Origin of the sequence: Cognatundibacterium aquatile (assembly GCF_014699135.1) — a bacterium.
Classification (GTDB): domain Bacteria; phylum Pseudomonadota; class Gammaproteobacteria; order Burkholderiales; family Burkholderiaceae_D; genus Undibacterium; species Undibacterium aquatile.
Map to the genome: position 1 here is coordinate 545,282 of NZ_JACOFT010000002.1, position 26,562 is coordinate 571,843.

At 49.5% G+C, this 26,562-nt stretch carries 24 protein-coding genes; 9 read left to right on the forward strand and 15 right to left on the reverse strand.

Features of this window, described 5'->3' with window-relative positions; genetic code table 11:
• Window position 1: 1 nt before the first annotated feature.
• The 5 genes from hemW to H8K26_RS06785 form a co-directional block, all read right to left on the reverse strand.
• Window positions 2–1,261, reverse strand: a complete 1,260-nt coding sequence (gene hemW, locus H8K26_RS06765; RefSeq protein WP_190478302.1) for a radical SAM family heme chaperone HemW — start codon at window positions 1,259–1,261, stop codon at window positions 2–4.
• Window positions 1,262–1,846, reverse strand: coding sequence for an RdgB/HAM1 family non-canonical purine NTP pyrophosphatase (rdgB, locus tag H8K26_RS06770; RefSeq protein ID WP_190478304.1), 585 nt, complete (start codon window positions 1,844–1,846; stop codon window positions 1,262–1,264). It abuts the gene before it with no gap.
• 10 nt (window positions 1,847–1,856) lie between these two features.
• A complete protein-coding gene (rph, locus tag H8K26_RS06775) occupies window positions 1,857–2,594 on the reverse strand; it encodes a ribonuclease PH (protein WP_186883489.1) in 738 nt (245 codons plus the stop codon).
• 3 nt (window positions 2,595–2,597) lie between these two features.
• The gene (locus tag H8K26_RS06780; protein ID WP_186883490.1) at window positions 2,598–3,539 is read right to left on the reverse strand and encodes a PP2C family protein-serine/threonine phosphatase; all 942 of its coding nucleotides are present in this window, start codon (window positions 3,537–3,539) and stop codon (window positions 2,598–2,600) included.
• A 68-nt stretch (window positions 3,540–3,607) separates the two neighbouring features.
• Entirely contained in the window at window positions 3,608–4,621 is a 1,014-nt protein-coding gene (locus H8K26_RS06785; RefSeq protein ID WP_186898405.1) for a serine/threonine protein kinase, read from the reverse strand.
• 143 nt (window positions 4,622–4,764) lie between these two features.
• Between H8K26_RS06785 and H8K26_RS06790 the strand changes: the two genes are divergently transcribed.
• The 4 genes from H8K26_RS06790 (at window position 4,765) to H8K26_RS06805 (ending at window position 9,028) form a co-directional block, all read left to right on the forward strand.
• Entirely contained in the window at window positions 4,765–5,667 is a 903-nt protein-coding gene (locus H8K26_RS06790) for a YicC/YloC family endoribonuclease (RefSeq protein WP_190478825.1), read from the forward strand.
• Between the two features lie 122 nt (window positions 5,668–5,789).
• A complete protein-coding gene (gene gmk, locus H8K26_RS06795; RefSeq protein WP_190478306.1) occupies window positions 5,790–6,434 on the forward strand; it encodes a guanylate kinase in 645 nt (214 codons plus the stop codon).
• A 40-nt stretch (window positions 6,435–6,474) separates the two neighbouring features.
• Entirely contained in the window at window positions 6,475–6,678 is a 204-nt protein-coding gene (gene rpoZ / locus H8K26_RS06800) for a DNA-directed RNA polymerase subunit omega (protein WP_186883493.1), read from the forward strand.
• A 55-nt stretch (window positions 6,679–6,733) separates the two neighbouring features.
• Window positions 6,734–9,028, forward strand: a complete 2,295-nt coding sequence (locus H8K26_RS06805; protein ID WP_190478308.1) for a RelA/SpoT family protein — start codon at window positions 6,734–6,736, stop codon at window positions 9,026–9,028.
• Window positions 9,029–9,314: 286 nt separating this feature from the next.
• Here H8K26_RS06805 and H8K26_RS06810 read toward each other — a convergent pair whose 3' ends face one another.
• Window positions 9,315–10,682, reverse strand: coding sequence for a DUF3422 family protein (locus tag H8K26_RS06810; protein ID WP_190478309.1), 1,368 nt, complete (start codon window positions 10,680–10,682; stop codon window positions 9,315–9,317).
• Between the two features lie 59 nt (window positions 10,683–10,741).
• Window positions 10,742–11,290 carry a transcription elongation factor GreB gene (greB, locus tag H8K26_RS06815; RefSeq protein ID WP_190478311.1) on the reverse strand — a complete coding sequence of 183 codons (549 nt, stop codon included), beginning with the start codon at window positions 11,288–11,290 and terminating at the stop codon, window positions 10,742–10,744.
• 203 nt (window positions 11,291–11,493) lie between these two features.
• Between greB and H8K26_RS06820 the strand changes: the two genes are divergently transcribed.
• Together H8K26_RS06820 and H8K26_RS06825 are read left to right on the forward strand one after the other, a co-directional pair.
• A complete protein-coding gene (locus tag H8K26_RS06820) occupies window positions 11,494–12,141 on the forward strand; it encodes a response regulator (protein ID WP_190478312.1) in 648 nt (215 codons plus the stop codon).
• Window positions 12,142–12,206: 65 nt separating this feature from the next.
• Window positions 12,207–13,865 carry a GGDEF domain-containing protein gene (locus H8K26_RS06825; RefSeq protein WP_190478314.1) on the forward strand — a complete coding sequence of 553 codons (1,659 nt, stop codon included), beginning with the start codon at window positions 12,207–12,209 and terminating at the stop codon, window positions 13,863–13,865.
• Window positions 13,866–13,988: 123 nt separating this feature from the next.
• Here H8K26_RS06825 and H8K26_RS06830 read toward each other — a convergent pair whose 3' ends face one another.
• From H8K26_RS06830 to H8K26_RS06865, 8 genes are all read right to left on the reverse strand, one after another.
• Window positions 13,989–14,738 (reverse strand): cephalosporin hydroxylase family protein, encoded by a 750-nt coding sequence (locus tag H8K26_RS06830; RefSeq protein WP_190478317.1) that lies wholly within the window; start codon window positions 14,736–14,738, stop codon window positions 13,989–13,991.
• Window positions 14,735–15,559, reverse strand: coding sequence for an NAD-dependent epimerase/dehydratase family protein (locus H8K26_RS06835; protein WP_190478320.1), 825 nt, complete (start codon window positions 15,557–15,559; stop codon window positions 14,735–14,737). The genes H8K26_RS06830 and H8K26_RS06835 overlap by 4 nt, the downstream gene beginning before the upstream one ends.
• Window positions 15,556–16,044 carry an acyltransferase gene (locus tag H8K26_RS06840; RefSeq protein ID WP_190478322.1) on the reverse strand — a complete coding sequence of 163 codons (489 nt, stop codon included), beginning with the start codon at window positions 16,042–16,044 and terminating at the stop codon, window positions 15,556–15,558. Before H8K26_RS06840 ends, H8K26_RS06835 begins: the two co-directional genes overlap by 4 nt.
• An 11-nt stretch (window positions 16,045–16,055) precedes the next feature.
• The gene (locus H8K26_RS06845; protein ID WP_190478323.1) at window positions 16,056–17,282 is read right to left on the reverse strand and encodes a class I SAM-dependent methyltransferase; all 1,227 of its coding nucleotides are present in this window, start codon (window positions 17,280–17,282) and stop codon (window positions 16,056–16,058) included.
• On the reverse strand, window positions 17,279–17,842 hold the full coding sequence (locus tag H8K26_RS06850) for a dTDP-4-dehydrorhamnose 3,5-epimerase family protein (protein ID WP_186883503.1): 564 nt from the start codon (window positions 17,840–17,842) through the stop codon (window positions 17,279–17,281). Before H8K26_RS06850 ends, H8K26_RS06845 begins: the two co-directional genes overlap by 4 nt.
• A 212-nt stretch (window positions 17,843–18,054) precedes the next feature.
• Window positions 18,055–19,185 carry a CDP-glucose 4,6-dehydratase gene (gene rfbG, locus H8K26_RS06855; RefSeq protein ID WP_317889256.1) on the reverse strand — a complete coding sequence of 377 codons (1,131 nt, stop codon included), beginning with the start codon at window positions 19,183–19,185 and terminating at the stop codon, window positions 18,055–18,057.
• Entirely contained in the window at window positions 19,149–19,919 is a 771-nt protein-coding gene (gene rfbF, locus H8K26_RS06860; RefSeq protein ID WP_190478325.1) for a glucose-1-phosphate cytidylyltransferase, read from the reverse strand. The genes rfbG and rfbF overlap by 37 nt, the downstream gene beginning before the upstream one ends.
• Complete coding sequence (locus H8K26_RS06865) at window positions 19,916–22,120, reverse strand: O-linked N-acetylglucosamine transferase, SPINDLY family protein (RefSeq protein ID WP_190478326.1); 2,205 nt, start codon at window positions 22,118–22,120, stop codon at window positions 19,916–19,918. The genes rfbF and H8K26_RS06865 overlap by 4 nt, the downstream gene beginning before the upstream one ends.
• Before the next feature lie 346 nt (window positions 22,121–22,466).
• Between H8K26_RS06865 and H8K26_RS06870 the strand changes: the two genes are divergently transcribed.
• From H8K26_RS06870 to fliD, 3 genes are all read left to right on the forward strand, one after another.
• Entirely contained in the window at window positions 22,467–23,954 is a 1,488-nt protein-coding gene (locus H8K26_RS06870; RefSeq protein WP_190478327.1) for a flagellin N-terminal helical domain-containing protein, read from the forward strand.
• 83 nt (window positions 23,955–24,037) lie between these two features.
• On the forward strand, window positions 24,038–24,412 hold the full coding sequence (locus H8K26_RS06875) for a flagellar protein FlaG (protein ID WP_223826880.1): 375 nt from the start codon (window positions 24,038–24,040) through the stop codon (window positions 24,410–24,412).
• Window positions 24,413–24,514: 102 nt separating this feature from the next.
• Entirely contained in the window at window positions 24,515–26,530 is a 2,016-nt protein-coding gene (fliD, locus tag H8K26_RS17940) for a flagellar filament capping protein FliD (RefSeq protein ID WP_190478328.1), read from the forward strand.
• The last annotated feature ends 32 nt before the right edge of the window (window positions 26,531–26,562 follow it).

The following is a 26,562-nucleotide window of genomic DNA, read 5'->3' on the forward strand; positions in this document are numbered from 1 at the left end:
ATTACACGTCACGCAAGAAAATTTCCTGAAGATCATTCAAAAATAACCTCCCCGTCGGGGTCGGTGAAATTGTCTGATGATCTCTTTGTATCAGTCCTTTTTTCTCGGCAAGTTGCAATTCTTTCTCTATTGAATTCAGCAGCAGACCAGTACGATCCTGAAATAAATTGACAGGAAACCCCTGATTCAAACGTAAGGCATTCAGCATAAATTCAAATGGCAAATCGCGTGCATCGATCTCATTCGACTCCTGAACTGCATTACCAGCCATACTCGCCTCAATAAATGCTTTCGGCTGTTTGAAGCGAGCCTGACGAACTATGCGATGTGGAAACGAGAGTTTGGAATGAGCGCCTGCACCGATCCCCAGATAATCACCAAAATTCCAGTAATTCTGATTGTGCCGGGATGCTTTACCGGGTTGCGCATACGCCGACACTTCGTAGTTAACGTAGCCCGCGCCTGCCATCTTCGCGTGTATCAACTCCTGCATTTCTGCGCTTGTATCATCATCAGGAATTGCTGGCGGATATTTGGCAAAATAGGTATTCGGCTCTAACGTCAGGTGATACAGGGATAAATGTGGCGGAGCAAAAGACAGCGCCATCTCAATGTCTTGCTGCGTTTCAGTCAGCGTTTGCCCCGGCAACGCAAACATCAGATCGAGATTGAAATTATCAAAATGTGTTTTAGCAATATCAATTGCACGTTTAGCGTCATCACCGTTATGAATACGCCCCAAAGAAGCAAGGTGCTGTGAGTTGAAACTTTGTATGCCTACTGATAAGCGATTAATTCCGCTCTGTCTGAACGAGCGAAATTTTTCGGTTTCAAAAGTTCCGGGATTCGCTTCCAGCGTAATTTCTGCGCCACCATCTATCGGTAATAATGTACGGATATCCGACAACAAGCGATCAACACCCCCAGCCGACATCAGGCTTGGCGTGCCTCCGCCAATAAATACCGTATAAATTTTACGCCCCCAGATCAGGGGCAACGAAGCTTCAAGGTCTGCGCGCAACGCCGTCAGATAAGCGTCTTCGTCAAAACGTCCCTTTACTTCATGCGAATTAAAATCACAGTAAGGGCATTTACTGACGCACCAGGGAAAGTGAATATACAAAGACAGCGGCGGCAACACTGACAGACTCAGACTGCCCGGAGACAAAAATTTTGTCGCAACATCTTGTGGAATTTGGGAGATATCCGTCGTTGGTCGCACTGTGCCAGTTAACTGAGATACCGGTTTAATCGGAATCATTTATTTCAATTTCTCAAATAATGCACGCAATGCCTGTCCTCGGTGCGATAACTGATTTTTTTGCTCTGCTGATAGTTCTGCAACTGTTTTGTTCAGCGAAGGAATCCAGAAATGCGGATCATATCCGAAACCATTCTCACCACGCGCACTGGAAACAATTTCACCATTCCATATGCCATCAGCAATCACCGGCTGGGGATCGTGTTCTGAACGAACCAGAACCAGCACGCAATAATAATATGCTGATTTATCGGCCTTATTTTGCAGATCAGCGATCAGCTTTTGATTATTTCTGGAATCCGATTTCGGTTCACCGGCGTATCTGGCAGAAAATACCCCGGGAGCACCTTGCAGGGCATTCACGCAAATGCCTGAATCATCGGCCAGTGCGGGTAAACCTGTCAGTTTTGATGCGTGCCGGGCTTTGGCAAGCGCATTTTCGACAAAACTGAAAAAGGGCTCATCCGCTTCCGGCACATCAAACTCTGACTGCGAATACAGCTCAACGCCAAGTGGCGAAAGTATCTGGTAAAACTCTTTCAGCTTGCCTTGATTATTGGAGGCCAGTACGATTTTTTTTGTCATTACAATCTACTCAGTTTTCCAACAAACCGAGTACCTGTTTTTGCAAGTCGATGAGATCATTAATGCCACTCTCAGCAAGATCAAGCAATTGATTCATCGTGCCACGATCAAACGCGACGCCTTCGGCGGTTCCCTGAACTTCGATGAAATGCCCTGCATCGGTCATCACCACATTCATATCGGTATCACAACTGGAATCCTCAGGATAATCGAGATCCAACACCGGGAGCCCCTGATAAACACCGACAGAAACTGCAGCGACAAAATTTTTGAGCGGAACCTGCGCAATCACGCCATTTGCAACCAGTTTGGAAAAGGCGTCAAAGGCTGCGACCATTGCGCCAGAAATAGCAGCAGTACGCGTTCCGCCATCGGCCTGAATCACATCACAATCGAGATGCAATGTACGTTCACCAAATGCATTCAGATCAAATGCTGCACGTAAAGAACGACCTATCAGCCGTTGAATTTCCTGAGTACGTCCAGATTGCTTACCCTTGGCCGCTTCGCGGTCCATACGCGTGTGCGTGGATCTTGGCAGCATACCGTATTCTGCAGTGAGCCAGCCCTGCCCTTTTCCTTTCAGAAAGCCAGGAACTTTATCTTCAATACTGGCCGTGCAAATCACGCGGGTATCGCCAAACTCTATCAGTACAGAACCCTCGGCATGTTTCGTAAAATGGCGGCTGATAACGACAGGCCGCAAAGCGTCCGCTGCGCGGCCGCTAGGGCGTTGAATATGAGACATAAATTAATCTTTAGAAGTAATACGGGATGACTTATGGATCGCATTGCGGATTTCAGCAATCGCTTTTTCGATCTCTGCATCATTGAAAATATCGTGTTCTGCACTATCCGAAGCGACATCTGGATCAACAGGTGCCTGTATGGTAGTCGTAATGGAACCAATAGGTAAAGTATTAGTGGAAATAATGGAGGAATCCTCCAGTCTGTTATCGCCTTCCCACATCATTGCCAGCGCCGTCGTGTTATCACTGTGTTTGCCAGCAATACTGACCGCTGAGCGTATCAGTTCCGGAATTGCACGAACAATGGTGTGTTCGTGCAAACGTTGAGCCAGCATATGATCTGGCAACATAGACCAGAAACCGTCTGAGCAAAGCAGAATAATATCGCCCGGCTGCAACGCAGCACGCCGTGAGAGTTCAACAATAGGGGCATTCGGCGCTCCCAGACAGTTGAACAACTTATTGCGATCAGGATGTGTGTGACGCTCCGATGGGTCCACCTTCCCCTGTGCAATCAGGGTTTCCAGACGAGAATGATCTTTCGTACGCAAGAGTATCTGCCCTTGACGCATCCAGTACAAACGGGAATCGCCACAATGTGCCCAATAAGCGTACCCATTCTGAATCAGACAAGCAACGATGGTGGTGCGCGGGGTTTCCGGCAAATTATTCAACGTATGATAACGATGTATTTCCTGATGTGCCGCTAAAAAACTATCCTCCAGAAATCGCTCCGGGCGTCCAACCAAAGGATGTGCCTGCTGCTGAAATAGCGAGCCTATCGTCTGCATAGCGATGGCTGCCGCCATCTCGCCAAGGATATGACCGCCCATGCCATCTGCCAATAGCAACAAAATCGCATCACGGGTAAAGCTATATCCCATGCGATCCTGATTGACCTTGCGGCCGCCAATGTGACTTTCTTGATAAACGGAAAAGCGCATGAACAGTAGTAATGCTTTAAATAACAATTAATAAAAAAGGTAACCTGACAGTACGAGCACAAACATCGTTAATTCAATGTGCTTTCTTGTATCGTTGTATGGTCACTCTCTGGCTTCTTTTTCTTATATTTTTTAAGAAAAGACGTAATTTTCAATTTCATTTTGCCAAACGAACTCAGCTCTGGTGCCGGCTGTGCTTTTATCGCCAGTGCTTTCTGCAATGCAAATACGCTCTGTGGTCGCTCCAATGGATCAAGCTTCAGGCACCAGCGGACAACTTCAATCAGCTCAGGAGAATACATACCTTCCAGCTTGCGGAAATGCGCCTCCATCTTATCGTTGGTCAATCGCTGATCTGCAGGTTGAGGTGGAGCGCCTATCATGCACGCAAAAATAGAAGCTCCTATGCTGTAAATATCAGTCCAGGGGCCAAGGCTACCATTTTTTTGATATAACTCCGGAGCTGCAAAGCCGGGAGTGTACATTGGATACAATTTCGGGATATCTGTTTTCAATGTCTGACGCGCAGCGCCGAAATCCAGCAATATCGGTGTACCGTCAAGACGCAGATAAATATTTGCGGGTTTCAGGTCAAGATGCAGCAACTTATTGGTATGCACTTCGCGCAAACCATTCATCACCTGATTGAACATACGGCGGATGAAACGCTCTGATACCAGCGGTTTTTCACCTTTATCGCGACGACGTAAAATATGCTCCTGCAATGATCGTCCTGACTCATACGCCATCACCATATACACGGTTTCGTTCGCGCGGAAAAAATTAACAACGCTGACCACATTCGGATGTGAAATACGAGCAAGCGCCCGGCCCTCTTCAAAAAAACATTTCAAGCCGATGCGGTAGATCGGCAGATTTTCATTTGAAATTGCAGGCACAAGCTCACCTTGCTGACGCAAAGCAAGCGAACTCGGCAGATACTCTTTAATAGCAACTGCATTACCGTCTTCATCCGAAGCCAGATAGACAATACTGAAGCCACCGGAGGCAATTTTCTTTACAATGCGGTAACCGGCGATTTCCAGACCATCTGGCAAGGGGGCGTTATTTTGTGCAGCCATTGTTGTTTCCATCCTTTAGACAAAAGCGATTGTGTTGATAATCGCACTGTTTGTAAAGACTATAATGGTTTGTAACAACTTCTTACTCCCTTTTGCGCCCATCAGCATACTCTCTAAAAGGAAACAACTTGAGCATTTACAGCATGACTGGTTATGCGACCAGCACCCAGGAAACCGATGCGGGCACGATTACCATAGAAATCAAAAGTGTCAACTCCCGTTTTCTCGATCTGCAGTTCCGCATCAATGATGATTTTCGCTCGGTGGAATCATTATTCCGCGATGCGATCTCGCGCAAGTTAGCCCGCGGCAAGGTTGAATGTCGTTTCAGTTTCGGGAAAAAAACCACCGAAACCAGTAACAAAGCGCTGAATACAACCATACTCGGACAACTGATCAGCTTCCAAAACAATTTGAAGAGTCATTTTCCCGACGCTGCCCCCTTCACCGTGAATGAATTGTTACGCTGGCCCGGGGTCATAGAGGAAGCTGAAATCAATGCCGAAAGCCTGCAGAATACGATTATCCGTAGCATTAATGACACATTGGAAGCATTCATTACCAGCCGTGAGCGTGAAGGTGCAGCACTGGAGCAGGTACTGCTCAGCCGGGTAGCCGCGATGGAAGAAATCGTCGAAAGAATCAAACCTCTGATGCCGCAAATGTTGCAGCAATTTCAGCAGAAATCGGTTGCACGTCTCGAAGAGGCGCTGGGATTAGCACAACCCGCCAATGGCAACAACGCCGCCCAGACCATCACCCGCGAAGAAGCGTTCGACAGAATTCGTCAGGAAGTCACTGTGTACGGCATACGCGTCGATGTCGCAGAAGAACTTGCCCGTTTATCCGCACATCTGACAGAGACGCGCCACATTCTGAAAAAAGGCGGCCAGGTCGGCAAACGTCTGGACTTCATGATGCAGGAACTTAATCGCGAAGCCAATACACTGGGCTCCAAAGCGGCACTCAAAGAATTGGCCGACGCTTCCATGGAATTGAAGCTGCTGATAGAGCAAATGCGCGAGCAGGTACAAAACCTTGAATAACGCGGTACATTTGCTTATACTGCCGCCGATATTTTAAGAAGCGACAATTCCGGCGGCACACAATGCCGCCGTTGTGTTTTTGTTGCCTCATGTTTCACTGACGATACCAACCAGAGATCCGTATGCGCCCTATCACATCCACTGCAGGCAGCCTGTTCATTGTTGCTGCGCCATCAGGCGCCGGCAAATCCACGCTGGTGAATGCTTTACTGGCGCAAGAGCCACAAATCAAGTTATCCATTTCGTCGACGACACGTCCTCCGCGCCCGGGCGAACAGGATGGCCGCGAATATCATTTCACGACCGTTGAAGACTTTATTGCGCATGAAAAAGCCGGAGAATTTCTCGAGCATGCCGAAGTTCACGGTAATTACTACGGCACCTCCCGTCTGATCATTGAAGAGCAGATGCGCGCGGGTACGGATGTGTTGCTGGAGATTGACTGGCAAGGCGCGCAGCAGGTACGCAAACAATTTCCCGGTGCTGTCGGTATTTTCATTTTGCCGCCATCGATTCCGGCACTGGAAGAACGCCTGAAAAAACGAGGACAAGACGAGCCTCACGTCATTACACGCCGGATTTTGGCCGCTGGCGGAGAAATGGCGCACTCCCCCGAGTTCGAATATGTTATTATCAACCAAGACTTTACCACTGCGTTGTCTGAATTGAACGCGATCGTTAAAGCGACCCGCTGCAGATTTACTCAACAGGCGACACGGAACAGCGAATTGTTTGCCCAGCTTGGCATCCACGCCAACCCGAATTAATTCAAAAAATTATTTGTATCATTTGTATTTAGGAAAAAATATGGCACGTATTACCATTGAAGACGCGTTGAAACAAATCCCTAACCGTTTCCAGCTGACACTGTGCGCAACCTATCGCGCTCGCCAGTTATTGCAAGGTCACACACCAAAGGTTGAAGCAAAAGACAAACCAACCGTTGTTGCTCTGCGCGAAATCGCTGCCGGCAAAATCGGTATTGAGATGCTGAAAAAAGTTCCTATGTAATTTCGCGTTACGCGAAAAGTCAAAGTACCCACCTTTATCGGCCGGAAAAAACAGAATGAACGCAACAGAAACCTCTTCATCTCTGAGCAAACCGGCCGAACCTGATACTGCCCCCCCTCCATCAGCGGCCACGCCGCAGAGCAGCACAAAAAAAAACGCCGCAACTTCGACTGAAGCCAATGTAAAGGCCCCCACACCTGCACCTGTTGTCGGTGTCGCCTCAACGACGGCACTTTCTGCACGTCTCGCAGAATACATGTCGCCGGGCGACCTCAAGCTGATTAAGGAGGCTTATCGTTTTTCTGATGAAAAGCATCTGGGTCAGGTGCGTAAATCCGGTGAGCCTTACATTTCGCATCCGATCGCTGTCGCCGAAATCTGCGCCGAATGGAAGCTGGATGTGCAAGCCATCATGGCGGCGCTGTTGCACGACGTCATGGAAGATCAGGATGTCAAAAAAGAAGAACTGATAGAGCGCTTCGGTGCGCCTGTAGCCACCTTGGTGGATGGTTTATCGAAACTCGAAAAAATCGAATTTCAGAGCCAGATCGAGGCGCAGGCGGAAAACTTCCGCAAAATGTTGCTGGCGATGGCGCGCGATGTGCGTGTGATTCTCGTGAAACTGGCAGACCGCCTGCACAATATGCGTACGCTGGGCGTGATGCGCTCAGAAAAAAAACGCCGTATTTCACGCGAAACGATGGATGTCTATGTGCCGATTGCGCACAGACTTGGCCTCAATAATATTTATCGCGAATTACAGGATTTAGCTTTCTCGCATTTGTATCCGATGCGCTACCGGACTTTGTCCAAAGCCGTGAAAGCCGCACGTGGTAATCGTCGTGAAGTCGTCAGCAAAATCCTGGAAGCAGTGAAGAACTCGCTGAAAGAAGCGGGTCTGAATGCAGAGGTCTATGGCCGCGAAAAAACGCTGTATGGCATTTACAGAAAAATGCAGGATAAACATCTGAGTTTTTCTCAGGTATTAGATATTTACGGTTTCCGTATTGTCGTCGAAAATTTCCGTGAGAGTTATTACGCACTCGGTACCCTGCATGCGCTGTACAAGCCCATGCCCGGCAAGTTTAAAGACTATATCGCCATTCCCAAAACCAACGGCTATCAATCACTGCACACCACGTTGATCGGCCCGTATGGCACGCCGGTCGAGTTTCAGATTCGCACCCAGGAAATGCACCGCGTTGCCGAATCAGGCGTGGCAGCACACTGGCTCTACAAAGATGCTGAAGGTAGTCTGACGGATTTGCAGCAACGCACGCATGCGTGGCTGCAGTCTTTACTCGACATCCAGAAACAAACGGGCGATTCGGCAGAATTTTTAGAACACGTGAAGATCGATCTGTTTCCGGATTCGGTCTATGTATTCACACCGAAATCCAAGATCATCGCCCTGCCACGTGGCGCCACGGCACTGGATTTTGCGTACAACATTCACACCGACATCGGCAATCAGGCGATTGCGACGCGCATCAATCACGAACCGGTACCATTGCGCTCAGAATTAAAAAATGGCGACATCATCGAAATCATTACATCACCCGGCTCTCGCCCGACGCCGAACTGGCTGACTTATGTGCGTACCGGTAAAGCCCGTTCTGCGATTCGCCATTATCTGCGCACGATCAACCTGAATGAATCGACCGAACTGGGTAAACAGTTGCTCGCTCAGGCACTGGTGGCAGTCAATCTGAATCCGGAGTTACCGGGCACGCTGGTCGATAAATTACTCAATGAATCCACCGCCAAAGAGATGGATGAAATCTATACTGATATCGGTATAGGCAAACGTATGGCAACGCTGGTCGCACGACATATTCTGGATCTGGTCGAAGACGATTCGCCTTTCCCGTTCCAACAGTTTGGCGACAAACAAAATTACAAGCGCGAGCCTGTCATTATTTATGGCAGTGAAGGTTTATCAGTACAACTTGCGCCATGTTGTATGCCTATTCCGGGCGACAACATCATCGGCCAGCTCAAACGCGATCAGGGGCTGGTGGTGCATACCGATGACTGTGAACATGCAAAACGTATGCATTTCAAGGAACCTGACCGCTGGATCGACGTCACCTGGGGCGAAGAACTGAACCGCAGTTTTGATACCCGCATCATCGTCACTGTGAATAATGAACGCGGCGCATTAGCACGCATTGCCGCTGGCATCGGTGAATCGGAAGCAAATATCAGCCACGTGAATATGGAAGATGGCGACGCCAATGATATGACGAACATCCATTTCACGATTCAGGTGGAAGATCGCGGCCATCTGGCAAAGATTATGCGCAGCATCAAGCATCTGAGTGGCGTCATCCGCGTCGTGCGCGTCTGAACCATTTTCTGAATTACACCCCGCCACATTCCGTCTGAAAACAGCAGTTTTTAATATACTCCCCCTGTTTTTAAAGAAAAACCCCTTATTGTCAGCGAATTGACTGGGCCTTTAAATATACTCCGGGGAGTATATTTACGTCAGTTTCCAGGGTTTATCGTTCAATCATCCAGTTGCCGCAGACTAAATTGCCCCGGTTGCGCCATTGATCCCTGGGGCAATTCCCTTGCAGAGCGCTGTGTTTATCGGCAGACCAACGCCCCGCAAAAAAACCGTTCAATACCATTCAATGCAGTTTTTTATGCATGCGCCGCAAGCCCAGCCAGACACAGACGGCAATCACGGGTATCAGGATTCCGGTCAGCAAATCTGGATTAATTTCCAGCCCCATGGCTTTCATGCCTTTGCCGGTGTACAAAAATAAGCCGGCAACGTAGTAACTGATCGCGGCGACAGACAAACCTTCGACTGCCTGCTGCAAACGCAGTTGTTGTGCTGCCCGCGCATTCAGACTTTGCAGGATTTTGCGATTTTGCTGTTCCTGTACGATGCCGACACGGGTGCGCAATAAATCATTGGTATGCGCAATTCTGGCAGCCAGCGCTTCCTGTCTGCGTACAATTGCCTCGCAGGTATGCATTGCCGGTGCGAGGCGACGCTCCATGAATTCTTCTATCGTAGGGATACCATCAATCCGCGACTCGCGCAGCTCGCCGATACGCGCGTTCACCAGACTGAAATACGCTTTGGACGCCGAAAAACGATAGCTGTTTTCCAGCGCCAGCTTTTCTATGCGCGCCGCCAGATCAATAATTTGCCGTAAGACACCCTGTTCAGCATCGGTATCAGCCAGCTCACCGTCACTGCCGCTTGCCAGCGTCATGGTGGACGTGATCTGTACCAACTCGTTTTCAATTGCATTCAATACCGGCGCTGCCGCCTGCGCTTGTGGCAGACCAAGTAAGGCGATCATGCGGTAGGTTTCAATTTCCAGTATGCGCTGCACAGTACGTCCCGCCTGCTGATCGAGAAAGCCCTGATCCTTGACGATGAAACGGCTAAAACCGTCAGCCTGAATCAGAAAATCTGTCCAGACCTGACCGCGATCAATCACCTGGCTACCGACTAACACACTGCCTTCAAACATCCCGCGCATCGTTACCGTACCGGCCGGCGGCGTGGCATCGACAGGCGTAGTAGCAGGAATCAAGGCCACGTGGGCAGCCACCATCACTTTTCCTTGCAAACCAGCCAGCCATTGTTGCGGCACATGACGTAGCGGCACCTTGGCAAACACTTGCGCAATATCCGCTATCGCTACGGCTGCCAGGGTTGGGTCTTCCGGATTATCCAGAAACGTATAGGTCGCAAACTCGGTATGACATTCCCATTTCAGACGGAAGCGACCAAAATCATGGAAAAAATATTTAGCATCGCCACCGGGACAAGCGACACCGAAATATCCGCAAAATTCACTGAGTATCTGCAATTGCACATGCAGATTATCGCCGTCGATGCGACCCTGATTATGCGCAAAGACCGCGATATGGGTCAGCACCTCAGGCGCATTCAGGCGTAATGATGGGCGCGAATGGACTTCGGCAGCCAGAGGAATCCGCAAAGGATGGTTGATATCGGTATAGTTAAGTGCCATCGTGTATGCCGTATAAGTAGTAAATGAGGTTCGCAGTACGCTGATCGTTCTGAGTCAATTTACGCTGGATAAATGACATCCAGTATCGTCAACTCATCGACTCCCGCCGGTGTTTTCAGTATCACAGTGTCCCCCGTACGCGCTTTGGTCAGCGCGCGGGCAACCGGAGAAATCCAGCTGATTTTTCCTTGCAGCGGATCAAACTCATCCACGCCGACAATAGTGATCTTAATTTCTTCACCCTGTAAATTTTCATAAACAATAGTTGCCCCGAAAAATATCTGATCGGAACCATGATGCACGCGAGGATCAACCACTTCCGCGATATCCAGACGCTTACTTAAAAAGCGTATGCGCCGGTCGATTTCACGCAAGCGTCGCTTCCCGTAGATGTAATCGCCGTTTTCAGAACGGTCGCCATTCGAAGCGGCCCAGGAAACAATACTCACCACTTCCGGGCGATCAACATCGATCAGACGCAAGAACTCGTCTTTCATCCGCTGATGGCCTTCCGGCGTCATGTAATTCTTCGCACCGGCAGGAATGGCAGGAGCGCCGACCTCTTCATCGTCGTCCTGCTCAGATTCTTTTATAAAAGCTTTACTCATTTATTTTATCTTCTGCCGAAGCAGATCAAATTAATCATCATCTTCTTACCGCAGCTCTGCCATCCCTTATAAAATAAGCGATCGCGCTGTTCTGATCAACTCTGAACAATGATCACAGCGCAGATTCTGGCGAGTACCAAGACTTCTCACTGTAAAGTAAAACTCCCATAATAGCGAAGGTCTGAGATAGAAATGGAATATGCATGGCTGAATATGCGTCAATTAAGTTAATGATTGTGGATGACCGCGTGGTGGTCAGAGAAGGAATTAAAGGAATCATTGCCGCCACGCCTGATATTGCGGTCATAGGCGAAGCAAGCAACGGGCTCGATGCGGTGCGTTTATCCAGAAAACTCGATTACCATGTGATGGTGCTCGACATCGCACTGCCCGATAAAAATGGCATAGAAGTTCTGAAGCAAATTAAAGCCGAAAAGCCGGAAGTGAATGTTTTGATGTTTTCGAATTTTCGCGAAGATCAGTATGCGATACGGTGCCTGAAGGCTGGCGCATCCGGTTATCTCAACGAGCATTGTGGCAGTGATGAGATCCTGGCTGCCATCCGACAAGTTTCGAATGGCTTGAAATACATCAGTACGGCACTGGCTCAGGAGTTAGCAAACAACCTGAATCAGGAGCATGAGGATGAGCCACATAAAACACTGTCAGATCGTGAATTTCAGACTCTGACGATGATCGCATCAGGTAAATCGGTGAGTGACATTGCCAAAGAATTATCTTTGTCAGTAAAAACCATCAGTGAATACCGCGCGAGGATTTTGTTAAAGATGAAATTGCGGCACAATGCAGAACTGACACATTACGCAATCAAGAATCAGCTTGTCGATTGAGTATTTTTTGTTGTTTATCGTTTTGTTGTTTATCGTTCACCGCTTATCGTTTTTGACCAGACTACATGTCGACCAAACCTCCTTCGTCACAATTCAAAAGTCCCTCAGACATCGCACGTGAGACGTTTCGTCAATTAGCGATACAGAGGATTGCGCCGACCCCCGATGCTTACCGAAAACTGTATAACGAAGTAGCAGGCATCAGCGAGGAAGCGCCTGCCACAACGACTCCCGGAACGATACAACAAACCGATAAACCTTCAGAGGCCGAAAATCTGTTGGCAAACTTTGCCAGCAGCCTGCAAGCATCACAAAGCGATTTATCTACTTTTGGCCATCGGTTCAGCCGCGCCGTTAAAACTGGCAACTGGGATGATTACAGTAAAGGCCTGGAACTGCTGACGCAACGCATTACCGAACCACCTGCTCCTACCAATCAGATCAGCCTCGTTGATCCTGCGCCTTCCGTGATCAGCAACTCTGCGCCGATTTCTTTGGTCGATATACCGGCGCAAGATGACCCATGCCGACGCGTACTGAAAGACTTACTGTATCGTACGCTGACATTAGCTCTTAGTTCCTTGCTGAAACCCAATCCGGCTCTTGCGACCGAATCGGAAGCATTGGGTCTGGCAGTCAGAGAAGCGAATAATGAGCCTGAATTAAATCAGGTTGCCAGCCGCCTGAAGCAACTTTGCTTTCAGATTGAACTACAAAGCGGCGACAGCGCTGAGCAACATGAATTACTGCTGCGTTTATTCGATTTGTTACTGACGAATATTCACGATCTGCTCGACAACGACAACTGGCTGCGCGGTCAGATTGAAGTCGTGCAAAATCTGATTTCCGGCCCGATAGATCATCGCGCACTGCAGGAAGCAACCCGCAACCTGAAAGACGTCATCTACAAACAGGGCGTGCTTAAAAATAGTATTGATGAGTCGAATACCTCTGTCAAAAATATGATGGCGGCGTTTATCGACAGACTCAATGCAATGGCAACCAGTGCCGGCGTCTATCAGGACAAGATGGATCTCTACGCAAACAAAATCAGAAACACCAGCGATGCCAACGAAGTCAGCAACATCATTGGCAACATTCTGGATGAAACCCGGGTCGTGCAATCAGAAACCCTGCGCTCACGGGACATCATCGTCGCCGCGCAGAAAGAAGTGACCGAAGCTGCAGAAAAAATTAAAGGTCTCGAAGATAAGCTGGCACAAATGAGTGAACTGGTGCGCGAGGATCAGTTGACAGGCAGCCTGAACCGGCGCGGCATGGAAGATATTTTTGAGCGTGAAGCTGATCGCGCTGACCGGCGCAGCACGCCGCTTTGCATCGCCATGCTGGATCTGGATAACTTCAAAAAACTCAATGATACTCACGGCCACAACGCCGGTGACGAAGCGCTGGTGCATCTGGTGCGGGTAGTAAAACAAACCTTGCGCTCCATTGACGTCATCGCCCGCTGGGGCGGTGAAGAATTCATCATTATCATGCCAGAGACCGGCTTAGAAGAAGCAGCCCAGGCGATGGTCAGAGTGCAGCGCGAACTGACCAAGCATTTCTTCACTGCAGATGAACAACGCCTGTTTATCACGTTCAGCGCCGGCGTCGCCCTTCGTATGCCGCACGAGGCTCAGGAAACGCTGATCAAACGTGCTGACAAGGCGATGTATGAAGCAAAACAATCAGGGAAAAATCGGGTGGTCAAAGCAAACTGATACTGATACGCATAAACGAACGAAACAAAAAGGCCGCGATATCGCGGCCTTTTTTGTATTCATCATATCACTCAGCGGAACAACCCCCCCCTGTTTGTGAGCGCCGCTGCTTTGTGCATCACATTAAGCAATCCGCTTCAAGAAGCCATCCGGTGCGACCGTGATTTGCAATTTATGTTGCATCGCCTTGTCGATCTCAAACTCAGGATGTGTTTGCAAATATTGACGCACTGCTGTTTTTGGGCTATTTCCCGGCTGCCATGGGCGGCTGTCGAACACATCTGCCGGAACATCTTCGACAAAGGTATCAAACACTACACAGTAGCTGTCTTTGCTGACCAAAGGTGCATACGCTTCGAGTTCGGCCAGGACGTGTTCATGGGTGTGATTCGAATCGAGAAAAACGATCACTTTTTGCTTATCTTTGGCGGCAGCACGTACTTGCGCGACAATTTCCGGTGCCACGCTTGAACCTTGCAGCATCGTGATGCGTTTCGACATCGGGTGCTCCAGTATCGCCTGCTTATTGTGTTCGCGAATATCGATATCAATGCCCAGAACGCGTGCATCGGGGTTGCCGCCACATGCAGCAATCAGCTCCAGCATAGACGCAGAAAAAATGATGGAGCCGCCATGCGCAATACCTGTCTCAATGACCAGATCAGGCTGCACCGTCCACATCAGTTCCTGCATCGCCAGTATGTCGATGGGATTCTGGATGATAGGACGTCCCAGCCACGAAAAATTATATACATACTGTTTGCGCATGCTCTGCTCCAGCCAGTCGCGGGACTGCGCCTGAAACGCATGGTCTTGCCCAAGTTGTTCTATGCGCGCTGCGCGTTCGGCTTCAAATTGCTGAATAGGGTTCATGGTGTCTCGCAATAGTGTGAGTAAAGGGTAGGCAAATCCGTTGCCAGTTCGTGGTGAGACGCGCCGCAAAGCGCATGTAATTTTGCAACGTTCATGTTGGGAAACAAGATATCTGGCGCATTGTTTTGAAATTTGCAGCGTACTCCTTGCCTCTGTAAGATGCTGGCGATTTCGGCATTTGACACATTGCAGCCGCTGGCCAGATTATAAATTCCTGCTTCGCCGTGTTGTGCAATGATGGGCAGACAGCGCACCACATCCTGTACCGCGATGTAATCTTTTTGCGATTGCGGCGAACTGCGGAAGACAACACATTTGTCTTTGGCTGCTGATGTCAGCACTTCGGACAAAAAATTCTGCGTTGGCATATGTAATCCATAGACATTCGATAAGCGCACGATCCGGACATCGCGCTGACTATTCAGACACAAGCTTTCGCCCATCAGCTTGGAAATGTTATACAGATCGCCGGAAACGTGGGAGCGTACCTGTAACGCCGCCCCCTCATCCGTCGTGCTTGCCCCGGCATATACCCGCGTACTGGATAAGTAAGTCAAGCTCAGAAAAGAAGCCTGTTGCAATACGTTCGACAACAATGCGACATGCGCTTCCACAGTGTCATACGGCCGCTGACGAAAATCTGCCGTCAGACCAGCGCAGTAAAAGACGTGTCCGAGATCGCGTTGAAACAAGCTCACATCATCGCGCAACGGCACATCGCAGGTCCAGCCAAGACTGCGCAATTGCGCCTGCAAATGCCGCCCGACAAATCCATGACCGCCAATCAGAGTGGCATGCATCGCTGCGGTCGGCACGCTCATTCACGCCACCCGACCCGGCGTAAAGGAACGCCGACATTAATCGAAAAGGCCGGCACCTCAGAGCGCACGACAGAACCCGCGCCAATGACACAACCCTGCCGCAGCACAGCGCCATCAAGAATCACGCAATTAGCACCGATCCAGACATCATCTTCAATCACAATACCGCCCTTGCTTGGCAAGAAACCCTGCTGATTGATCCGTCGGCTTTTATCCTGATACGCATGATTGACGGGGGCAAAAGTACAGTTTGCCGCAATCGCCACATCGTTGCCGATGCGAATGCCATTGCCTGTGTAGAGCACGCAACCGGAATTAATCGTGGTGCGCTCTCCGATCACGACATCACCGCTGCCGCCCGCAGGTTTGAATTTGACAAAGCTATCGATACTGGACAACGCACCGATAACGATGCGGGTGCCACGCACAGAATCTTCAATATCTGCCAGCTGGGAAATACGCGCATCGGGATGAATCTCGATCACAATAAACTCCTTTACAGAAGATGCAATTGTGGAATAGCGACGACAAAACGGGCATTCCATTCTTTGACGGCAGCCAGATCATGCATGATTTCTTCCTGCAAATTCCACGGCAAAATCAGAATTCTGTCAGGTTTGTCGGCCAGCAAATGCGCCAGACTGACAATCGGAATCCGGCTACCGGGAAGAAACTTACCCTGCTTGTGCGGATTAATATCCACCACATAAGGTAATAAGTCAGGCCGGATGCCGGAAAAATTCAGCAAGGTGTTTCCTTTGGCAGCAGCACCGTAGGCAGCAACGCACAGATTCTGGCGTTTGCAATCGAGCAGGAACTCCAACAAATCAAATTTCGCCTGCTCAGCCCTGCTTTGCACATCACGGTAAAACGGCAGCGCATTCATACCGGCATCACGTTCTTTCGCCAGAATATCGCCAACGCCAGGCTGCACGGCTCTGGCTTTTACATCGGCACGTTGCGCCAGCACACGCAAACTGCCGCCATGTGTAGGCCACTCCTGCACATCAATGATCTGCAGACCATTGCGCTCGAATATCGTTTGCACCGCATGCAAAGACAAATACGAATAATGCTCGTGATACGCGGTATCAAACTGATTTTGCTGCACCATGTTGAGCAGATGCGGAAACTCAAAACTAGCAACACCTGCGGGTTTTAACAACAGTGCAAATCCTGCGACAAAGTCATTAATATCAGGCACATGTGCCAGCACATTGTTGGCCACGGTCAGATCTGCCGCCTGCCCTTGCACGACCAGTTCCGCAGCAAGCTCACACCCGAAAAAGCGCTCAACTACCGGAATGCATTTGGCTCGCGCAGCATTGGCGGTGCTCTGCGTAGGCTCAATACCCAGACAGGGAATGCCTGCCGCCTGAACGTATTGCAACAGATAGCCATCATTCGCGGCAACTTCCACCACCAGACTCTGGGAATCAAGCGCCAGTTGCGCGCGCATGGTCGTGACAAATTGTTCGGCGTGACGCAACCAACTCGACGAACATGAGCTGAAATAAGCATAGTCGGCATCAAACAGATTTTCACGTCCGGTAAAATCCAGCGTCTGTACCAGCCAGCATGCATCGCACACCATCAGTGTCAATGGCAGCCAGACTTCAGCCTGATGCAAGGCTTCCGCAGTCAGGTAAGCATTCGACGGCGGCGCGCTCCCCAGATCCAGAAAAGGCTGTGTCAGAGCCTGACCACAATGCCGACATTTCATACGCTCACTCCCTCAAAATCATCATCCAGCAACAGCCACTGCCGGTCTTTGTCAGACATCGCCGTCACCGGCAAAGGCCAGCCTATCGCCAGCCGCTCGTCAAACACATTCAAGCCCATTTCCGCCGTCGGCTGATAGGCGTGACTATGGCAATACAACATTTCCACATGATCTGTGAGTGTCTGAAAACCATGCGCAAACCCTTGTGGTATCAGGAATGAGCGCTTATTCTCGGCAGACAGCACTTCGGCATGCCATTGCAAAAACGTAGGGGAATCTTTACGCAGATCGACGGCGACATCCCAGACCGCGCCTTGCAGACAGGTAATCAGTTTCATTTCAGCGTGCGGAGGCAATTGCAAATGCAAGCCGCGCACACTGCCCTTTTCCAGCGTCTGTGTGTGATTCACTTGCGCGACACCCTGCGTCCAACCGAATTCCACCAGCTCTTCGGCGCAAAACAGGCGCTGAAAATAGCCGCGCGCATCCGCCAGCGGCCGACGCTGCAAGAGCGACAAACCGATGATCGGTGTCGTCAACAGTTCAAATCGTTGTGCCATACATTTTTATCTTCATCAGCCCGACATTCACTATCCTGATTTGGCGTTATCGCTGCCTGTTTTCATATACTCCCCCCACTTTTGAGAAATTTCCCTCTCATCTCCTTGAAAACAAAGGAGCTTAAAATATACCCGGGGGAGTATATAGAAGCCATTTTCCTGCTTTTTTCCTCTTTCTACTTACCTTTGCACCGGATTTTCTGGCAGCGTCCTTATTCTGTACCGAGTAAAAATGCGTCCAGATCGCGCTCGCACAAATCGCTGGCACTCACGCCTTGCTCAAAATCGCGATACCAGCACATCGTTCGGCGCACCGCGCTCTGCAAATCCCAGCGTGCGCGTATGCCCAGTTCACACCGAGCCTTGCTGACATCCAGCGCCAGCAAACCTGCTTCATGCGGACCAATGATGTCGTGAGCGAAATCGACCTCTCCGCCACCATAAGCGCCCTGCGCCAGTTCAACAACTTCACGCACGGTGGCAACTTCGTCCGGCCCAAAATTCCAGGCTTCGCCCAGCCCCGGCAAATGGTAAGCCCGTTGCGCCAGGGTCAGATAAGCCGAGACGGGCTCCAGTACATGCTGCCACGGCCGCACCGACTCTGGCCTACGAATCTGCAGACGTTCATGCCTTTGCCATGCACGCACTGCATCCGGCAACAAGCGATCTTCCGACCAGTCACCGCCACCGATCACATTACCCGCTCTGGCGACCGCAACCGTCACGCCCTGCTCTGCCAGAAATGCCGAGCGATAACCAGCGATTACTAATTCAGAAGCAGCTTTACTCGCGCTGTACGGATCATGGCCGCCCAACTCTGCTGTCTCTGGATACGGCGTCAGTAACTCGCGGTTACGATAGACTTTATCGGTCGTCACCATCAGCGCCACGCGAACGCTGTCGACGCCGCGCAAAGCATCCAGCACGTTGGCGGTGCCCATCACATTACTGGAGAAAGTATCGAGCGGGTCTTTATAACTTGGCCGCACCAGCGCCTGCGCCGCCAGATGCAAAACGATTTCCGGCTGACTTTCGGCCACAATCTGACGCACCAGCGCAGCATCGCGGATATCACCGATATGACTTTGCATGCGCCCGGCCAATCCCAGCGCATCGAATAAATCCGGCGAGGTACGCGGTGCCAGCGCCAGTCCAGTCACCGTCGCGCCCATACGCAGCAACCAGAATGCCAGCCATGCGCCCTTAAAACCGGTGTGCCCGGTCAGCAAGACCCGCCGCCCCTGCCAGAAGCTGGGTTCAGGTGCAGGAAATGCGCTGATTGCCCCAGGACTGACTACGCTGGTATTTACCATGTTCGCCACGGCGCCTGCCCTGATTGCCACAAATCTTCCAACAGATTTTTCTCGCGCAGCGTATCCATGGGCTGCCAGAAACCAGCGTGTTCGTAGGCCATGAGTTGCTGCTGTTGCGCTAATCTGGCCAAGGGTTCCGCTTCCCAGCTGACGCTGTCGTCACCAATAAAATCGAGCACTTTGGGAGACAGCACAAAATAACCACCATTAATCCAGCCGCCATCGCCGCGAGGTTTTTCCGTAAAACCGGCGACCTGATCGCCGTCACGCTCCAGCGCACCGTAGCGCCCCGGTGGTAATACCGCCGTGACAGTTGCGAGCTTGCCGTGATTTTTATGAAATGCGATTGAGGCAGCGATATCGAGGTCAGACACACCATCGCCATAAGTAAAGCAAAATGCTTCCTCGTCTTGTACATAGCGCGCCACACGTTTGAGCCGCCCGCCTGTCATCGTGTCTTCGCCGGTATCCACCAGCGTGACCTTCCAGGGTTCGGCATGTCTTTCGTGCACTTCCATGCGATTGTGCTGCATATCGAAGGTGACGTCCGACATGTGCAAAAAGTAGTTCGCAAAATACTCTTTGATCAGATAGCCTTTATAGCCGCAGCAGATCACAAATTCATTCACCCCATGTGCCGAATAGCTCTTCATGATGTGCCACAAAATCGGATGGCCGCCGATTTCTATCATCGGCTTCGGCTTCAGATGGGTTTCTTCTGATATCCGCGTTCCCAGACCACCGGCCAGAATCACTGCTTTCATTGCGCATTCTCCTTGCAGTAAATCTCCCACATGCCGCGATAGGCTTTTTCAACATCGCGGGCAAAACCTGGCTCATCCATCAATGGAGAGGCTTCCATCTCGGCGCGCAGCGTCTGCCGTAAATGCACAAGGCCATCAACATCATGGGCGAGGATCAGCGCTTTCTGCGCATATTCCATTTCGGTTTGTGCCACCCATTCGTCGCGGCTCATCCCCCTTAATACGCTGGCACCAATTCGTCCGACGGATGGACGATCAGCCAGCGTAATGAAAGGAATACCCATATAAATACTCTCCAGCAGCGTCGTGCCGGAATTATGCGGAAAACAATCGAGGCCGATATCAATTTGCTTCAAGACTTCCCATGATGGGCTGGTAAAACCGATCTCCAACCTTGAACGGTCGATACCATATTGCATGAAACGCGAAGCCATTTCATCCTGCACTTTGACGTCTTTAAAGTCGCCGCTATTAATAATCAGGCGGGAATTCGGCATCGCGTCCAGTATCGCTGACCACACCTTCACAACCTTATGATTGATACGGACTGAGCGCGACAGGCTACCAAAAGTAATCACGCCCGTTTCCAGCACAGGCGGTGGCACCAGCTCCGCTTTACGTACATCCGGACGATAGGTATACGCTGGGCCATCCAGACACCAGACTTTTTCAGAAAACAGGTGAGCGCAGTTATCAGTAACCGTAGCTTTGTCCGTCAGGTAATAATCAATCGCGGTCAAACCCGTGGTGTAGCCGTATTCCAGCCAATGCAGCGAAACCGGCGCAGGTTTGCGCGCAAAGACACCCAGTCGGTTACTGTTGGTGTGCCCCGCAACATCAATCAACACATCAATACCATCTGCGCGGATACGTTCTGCCAGTTCTGCATCGGTCATTTCGCGGGTGTAGATCCAGTGATCAACCGACTTTTTGTAATATTCCGTTGTTTCATCTTCAAACGGCGGATTCGCATACGCATAAACTTCGACCTGACTCTTATCGTGCTTTTCCAGCAAAGGCAGCAGAAAATATTTACAGACCTGGTTATAAAACGCCTGCGCGACATACCCGACCTTCAAACGTTTATTTGGATCGCGTACGTTATCAAAAGGACGCCAGAAGACTTTATTTGGCAAACCAAAACGCTGATCGAAATCCTGATATGCGCCAAAAATGGCTTCTGCGGGTAAATCGGGGTGGTAATTTAAGCAGAACAGCAAATTGCTGAATATTTTGCGATTAAACGAAGACTGCGAGTCTTTTTTAAATGACAGCGCCCGCATATAGGCCTCAATCGCAGGATCGAGATGATTAGCCTCGCGCAGGGCATCGCCGTAGCCACCCCAGAATTCCGGGATATTCGCGCAACGATCCATCGCTTCATTACCGCATTCAATCGCACGCTGCACCTCGCCATTCTGTCTCAGGGCATCGATCAGGTTCGGATACACCTGAATCAGATCAGGCTGCAATTCCAGTGCAGTATAAAAACACTTGATGCCCTCGCTGTATTGATTATTCTCACGATATGCCAGGCCTAAATTATTGTGAACATAAGCAAGACCGGGATTAAGACGTACCGCAATCTGCAAAGTATCTACGGCAGCCTGCGTCTGCCCTATCATGCGCAAGGCATTGCCAAGATTATTCTGTGCCACCACCATCGCCGGATCAATTGAGACGGCTTTCCGTAAATAAGTAGCTGCCTCGGCACAACGCTCCAAAGATATCAGCGCGTTACCAATATTCGCCAGCACATGAGGATTGTTCGGCAATAGCGCCACGGCGTGTTGAAGCGCTTCGTAGGCTTCGGGATATTTCCCCTGTTCCAGGCGGCTGATGCCAAGGTAATCCCAGGCAATACCATCTTTTGGATTAAATCCGGTCAGCCACAGGCTGGCAATTTCCATTTGTTCATATGAACGACTCTGTATATACCGATTAAGAACCTGATAATAAGCATGCTTATCTGCGTTGAATTGCTGCGCGCCCGAAAACGCTTTTTGTAAAAAAAGTAGCGATTCCTCATTCAAGCCGCCTTCAAAAGCTAATTTGGCGAGAAAGTAATTGGCATCCTGATGCAAAGGATATTGCTGAACAATCCGGAGACAGAGTGCTTTCGCTTTTTCTGCCTGATTAGCCTTATACAAAGCCTTTGCTTCTTTAAATGCATTTCCGGGGTGCAAGCCGACTTTACTCATTATCTATTCTCTTTAAGGTGGCAAAGACCAAAAACATGACCAAAAAATAATTCCCGAGGACATTATGATCATCGAAATTCATTTTAAAGGGAAAAAATAAATGCTTAAGCCCGAATAAAGGGGTGAAAGATATTTAAATTAAGCCCTCAAGAAATTTTAAAAGCTGTCGTTGAGCGGAATATCGCGAAAAACTTAAGCAAAAAAAATAGTATTTATTTGCGGAAACTAGCTAAAAGTTTTTGATTCCCGTCCGTAACCCTTTACAACGGCGGTGCAACAGTCAACAGACAGACCGAAGTTTGAGGTTTTAACGCCGAATTTAATAACTTAGGTAAGGAGTATCAAAATGGCTTCATATATCAATACCAATATTGCATCCATGAATGCACAACGCAGCCTGACTACATCTCAAGGCTCTCTGCAAACATCCATGCAACGTCTGTCATCCGGTCTGCGTATTAACAGCGCAAAAGATGACTCCGCTGGTCTCGCAATTTCTCAACGTATGACTTCGCAGCTGAATGGTCAAAACCAAGCTGCACGTAATGCGAATGACGGTATCTCTCTGGCTCAGACAGCTGAGGGCGATCTGCAACAAATCGGTTCCAACTTACAACGTATTCGTGATCTGGCAGTTCAGGCAGCCAACGGCTCTAACAGTGCATCAGACCGCGCATCCCTGAATAACGAAGCCAGCCAGTTGATCTCTGAAATCAACCGTGTTGCAAGTTCTTCTAACTTTAACGGCGTGAATCTGCTTGACGGTAGCTTTGCAAACCAAACATTCCAGGTTGGTGCAAACGGTAGCTCAAACGATCAGATCAGTATTTCAGCAATCGCCAGTGCAAAATCGTCCTCTCTTGGTGTTGGCTCAACATCCAGCTACAAAGCAACTGTAGCAGGTGCAGGTGCTGTAACAACGACAGCTCTGGCATCTGGCGATTTGTCTATCAATGGTTACCAAGTCGGCGCATCTGCTAGTGATGGCGTATCCTTCTCTAACGCAACTGGCAGTGGTATCGCTAAAGCCGCAGCAATTAACGCAATCAGTGGTCAAACTGGTGTGACAGCAACAGTTGGCTCCACAGCAGTGGCCGGTACAGCATCGACAAGCGCAACAGCAATCGCTTCTGGCGACATCACAATTAACGGTGTCAATCTGGGTGCATTGAGCGCCTCGACTTCCGGCGCTCAACGTGGCGCACAAGTTGCTGCTGCTGTTAATGCGATCAGCTCACAAACTGGCGTATCAGCTACATTTGATACAACAACTGGTGCTGTTGCCCTGGCAGCTGCTGATGGACGTAATATCACAGTTACAGCAAGTACTAATGCAGCTGCAGCTGCAGCCAATACAGGTATCACCGTATCTGCAACTGGTGCGACAGACATTGCTACATCAACACTTTCCCTGTCTTCCACAAGCTCTGCTGGTATTACTCTGGCAAATGGTACAGGTACAGGTTTGACAGCTGCAAACTTGACAGGTGGCTTCACTTCAGCAGCAGTCACAGTCGGGGCAGGTGTATCCTCTCTGAATCTGAGTACGGCGGCAGGGGCGCAGTCAGCTCTGGCAACCATCGATTCGGCGATTGCATCGGTCAATAGTTCACGCGCTTCTTTGGGTGCGATACAAAACCGCTTCACTTCTGCTGTCAACAGCTTGCAAACATCACAAGAAAACTTGGCATCAGCACGTAGCCGTATTCAAGACTCCGATTTTGCTTCGGAAACAGCAAATATGACTCGTTCTCAAGTGTTGCAACAAGCTGGTACTGCAATTTTGGCTCAAGCTAACTCATTACCTAACGGTGTTCTCGCACTGCTGCGTTAATCAATAGCTTCAGTTTTCTATTGATGTAGATAATTCCCCTGATCAGTTATGATCAGGGGAATCTAACTTTGAAGGAAATGATCATGGACATCCCATCGATTGGCAACCCGCCTCAATCGGGGCAATTGATCAGTGACAAAACTGCCGTCACCAACGTACGGTCAGCCCCTCCTGCTAATAACATTAGCGCACCCACGGCAACTGCAGCCGACAATTCTGAGAATAAGAAATTTGACAGCACCGAAGTTAATAAAGCAATCGCTCATATTAACGATGCGCTGCAGGCTCGCTCACAGGATTTACGCTTCAGCGTCGATACTGACAGTAAGCGTGTTGTTGTCAAAATTATTGATCAGCAAACAAATCAGGTGTTACGCCAGATTCCAACGGAAGAGGCACTTGAAATATCTAAATCCTTAGATAAATTAAAAGGATTACTCATTAAGAACGAAGCTTAATCGGTAACGATCTTTTTAAAATAGCAGGTAAAACCCCTTCTTTCATCTCAATTGAACAAGAATCAGATTTGATATAGTAAGGACCTCAAAAGGAGAATTATTGTGGCCATACAATCCACCGGTGTAGGTTCTGGACTTCCCGTTGACACCATTGTCAGCAAGCTCATGGCCATTGAGAGTCTGCCGCTAGCATCTATTCAGAAAAAACAAACAAGTTATCAGGCAGATGTCACTGCATTAGGCGCTTTAAGTGGTTCTGTCAGCTCCTTCCAGTCTTCCCTGATTGCACTGAGCAGTGCGTCCACCTTTAAGACGCTCGCAGCAACAGCAAGTGATACAGCAGTTGCCTCAGTCACAGCAAGCAGCACCGCCAGTGTTGGCAATTACAACGTCAATGTGACGCAACTTGCACAGTCTCAGACTTTATCCAGCGCAGGACAAATCAATACTACAGCCTCCATCGGCAGTGGTGCCAGCACAACGTTAAGCTTTCAGTTCGGCAGTATTTCAGGCGGCACTCAGACTGGCGGAATATATAGTGGAGCAACGTTTACGCAAGATGCCAGCCAGGCAACAGGCACAGTAACGATTGATAGCACAAATAATTCGCTGCAAGGCATCCGGGATGCCATCAATAACGCAAAAATCGGCGTGAATGCATCCATCGTCGGTGACGGCAGTGCGACTCCTTATCATTTAGTGCTGAATTCGACCTCAACAGGTGCAACATCAAGTTTGAAAATCAGTGTTGCCGGGGATGCGAATCTGCAAAATCTGCTTTCTTATGATCCAGCCGGCACACAGAACTTCAAAGAAGTGACTACTGGTCAGAATGCCAACCTGACCGTCAACGGCATTGCCGTATCCAGCGCAAGCAATAAGGTCGGAACGGCCATTCAGGGTGTGACAATCAGCGCCCAGAAGATAGGCACCACGTCGATTGCAGTCAATACCAATACATCGGCAGTACAAAATAGCATTAACTCTTTTGTCTCTGCGTACAACAGTCTGAACAGCACGATTGCACAACTGACTTCATATAATCCAACGACAAAAGCTGCGGGGGCGTTACTTGGCGACCCAACTGTCCAGGCAATTCAAAATCAGGTACGAAACACTTTGTCAACCGCAGTAAATGGTCTGGGTGGAGGCTTCACCAGTCTGGCGCAGATCGGCATCAGCTTTCAGAAAGACGGATCGCTGGCAGTTGACTCCAGCAAACTGCAGACCGCATTAACAAATAATTTTAATGATGTCGGCGGATTGTTTTCGGCAATGGGCAAAACAACAGATAGTCTGACCAGTTTGTCCGGCTCCACGGCCGCAACACAGCCTGGCGACTATGCAATCAAAGTAACGCAGATTGCCACGCAAGGTGTGTTAACCGGTGATGTCAACTTGAATTCGGCATCAACTACGATTGCTGCGGGAACAAAAATTGATGTCAAAATTGACGGCCTCTCCGGCACAGTGAGTTTAGCGGCAGGAAACTACACCGCATCACAACTCGCTTCGATGATACAGTCGTCTATCAATGGTACTGCCAGTTTCTCCAATGCAGGTGTCACGGTTACCACCTCAATTGACAGCAATGGCTTCTTGAATATTACTTCGGGCAGTTTTGGTAGTGCATCCAATGTCAGCCTGACCAGCAATGCTGGCACGAGTGTCAGTGCATTGACTGGAACAGTCAACACGGGAACAACGGGTAAAAATGTCGCCGGTACATTAAACGGCGTCTCAGCTACAGGTTTAGGTCAAATATTGACTGGCGCATCCGGCTCACCTTCTGAAGGCTTGCAAATCTTAGTGAATGGCGGTGCAACGGGTGACCGCGGCAAAGTCAGTTTTTCTCAGGGTTACGCATACAAACTGAATAATCTTGTCACCAGTTTCCTTGGAACGACAGGCACGATCAGTAGTGCAACAAAAGGTATTAACACGACATTAGCGTCACTACAGAAACAAACCGACGAGCTGAATGCGCGCTTGCTTAAAACTCAGAACCGCCTTCAGGCGCAATATTCTGCTCTTGATTCCGTCATCTCGAAATTAAATGCAACTCAAAGCTTTTTAACTGCTCAGATTGGCATTCTGAACGGTTCAACGAATAAGTAACAAGCAACTGATAATTTAGAAAACTCAAAGGA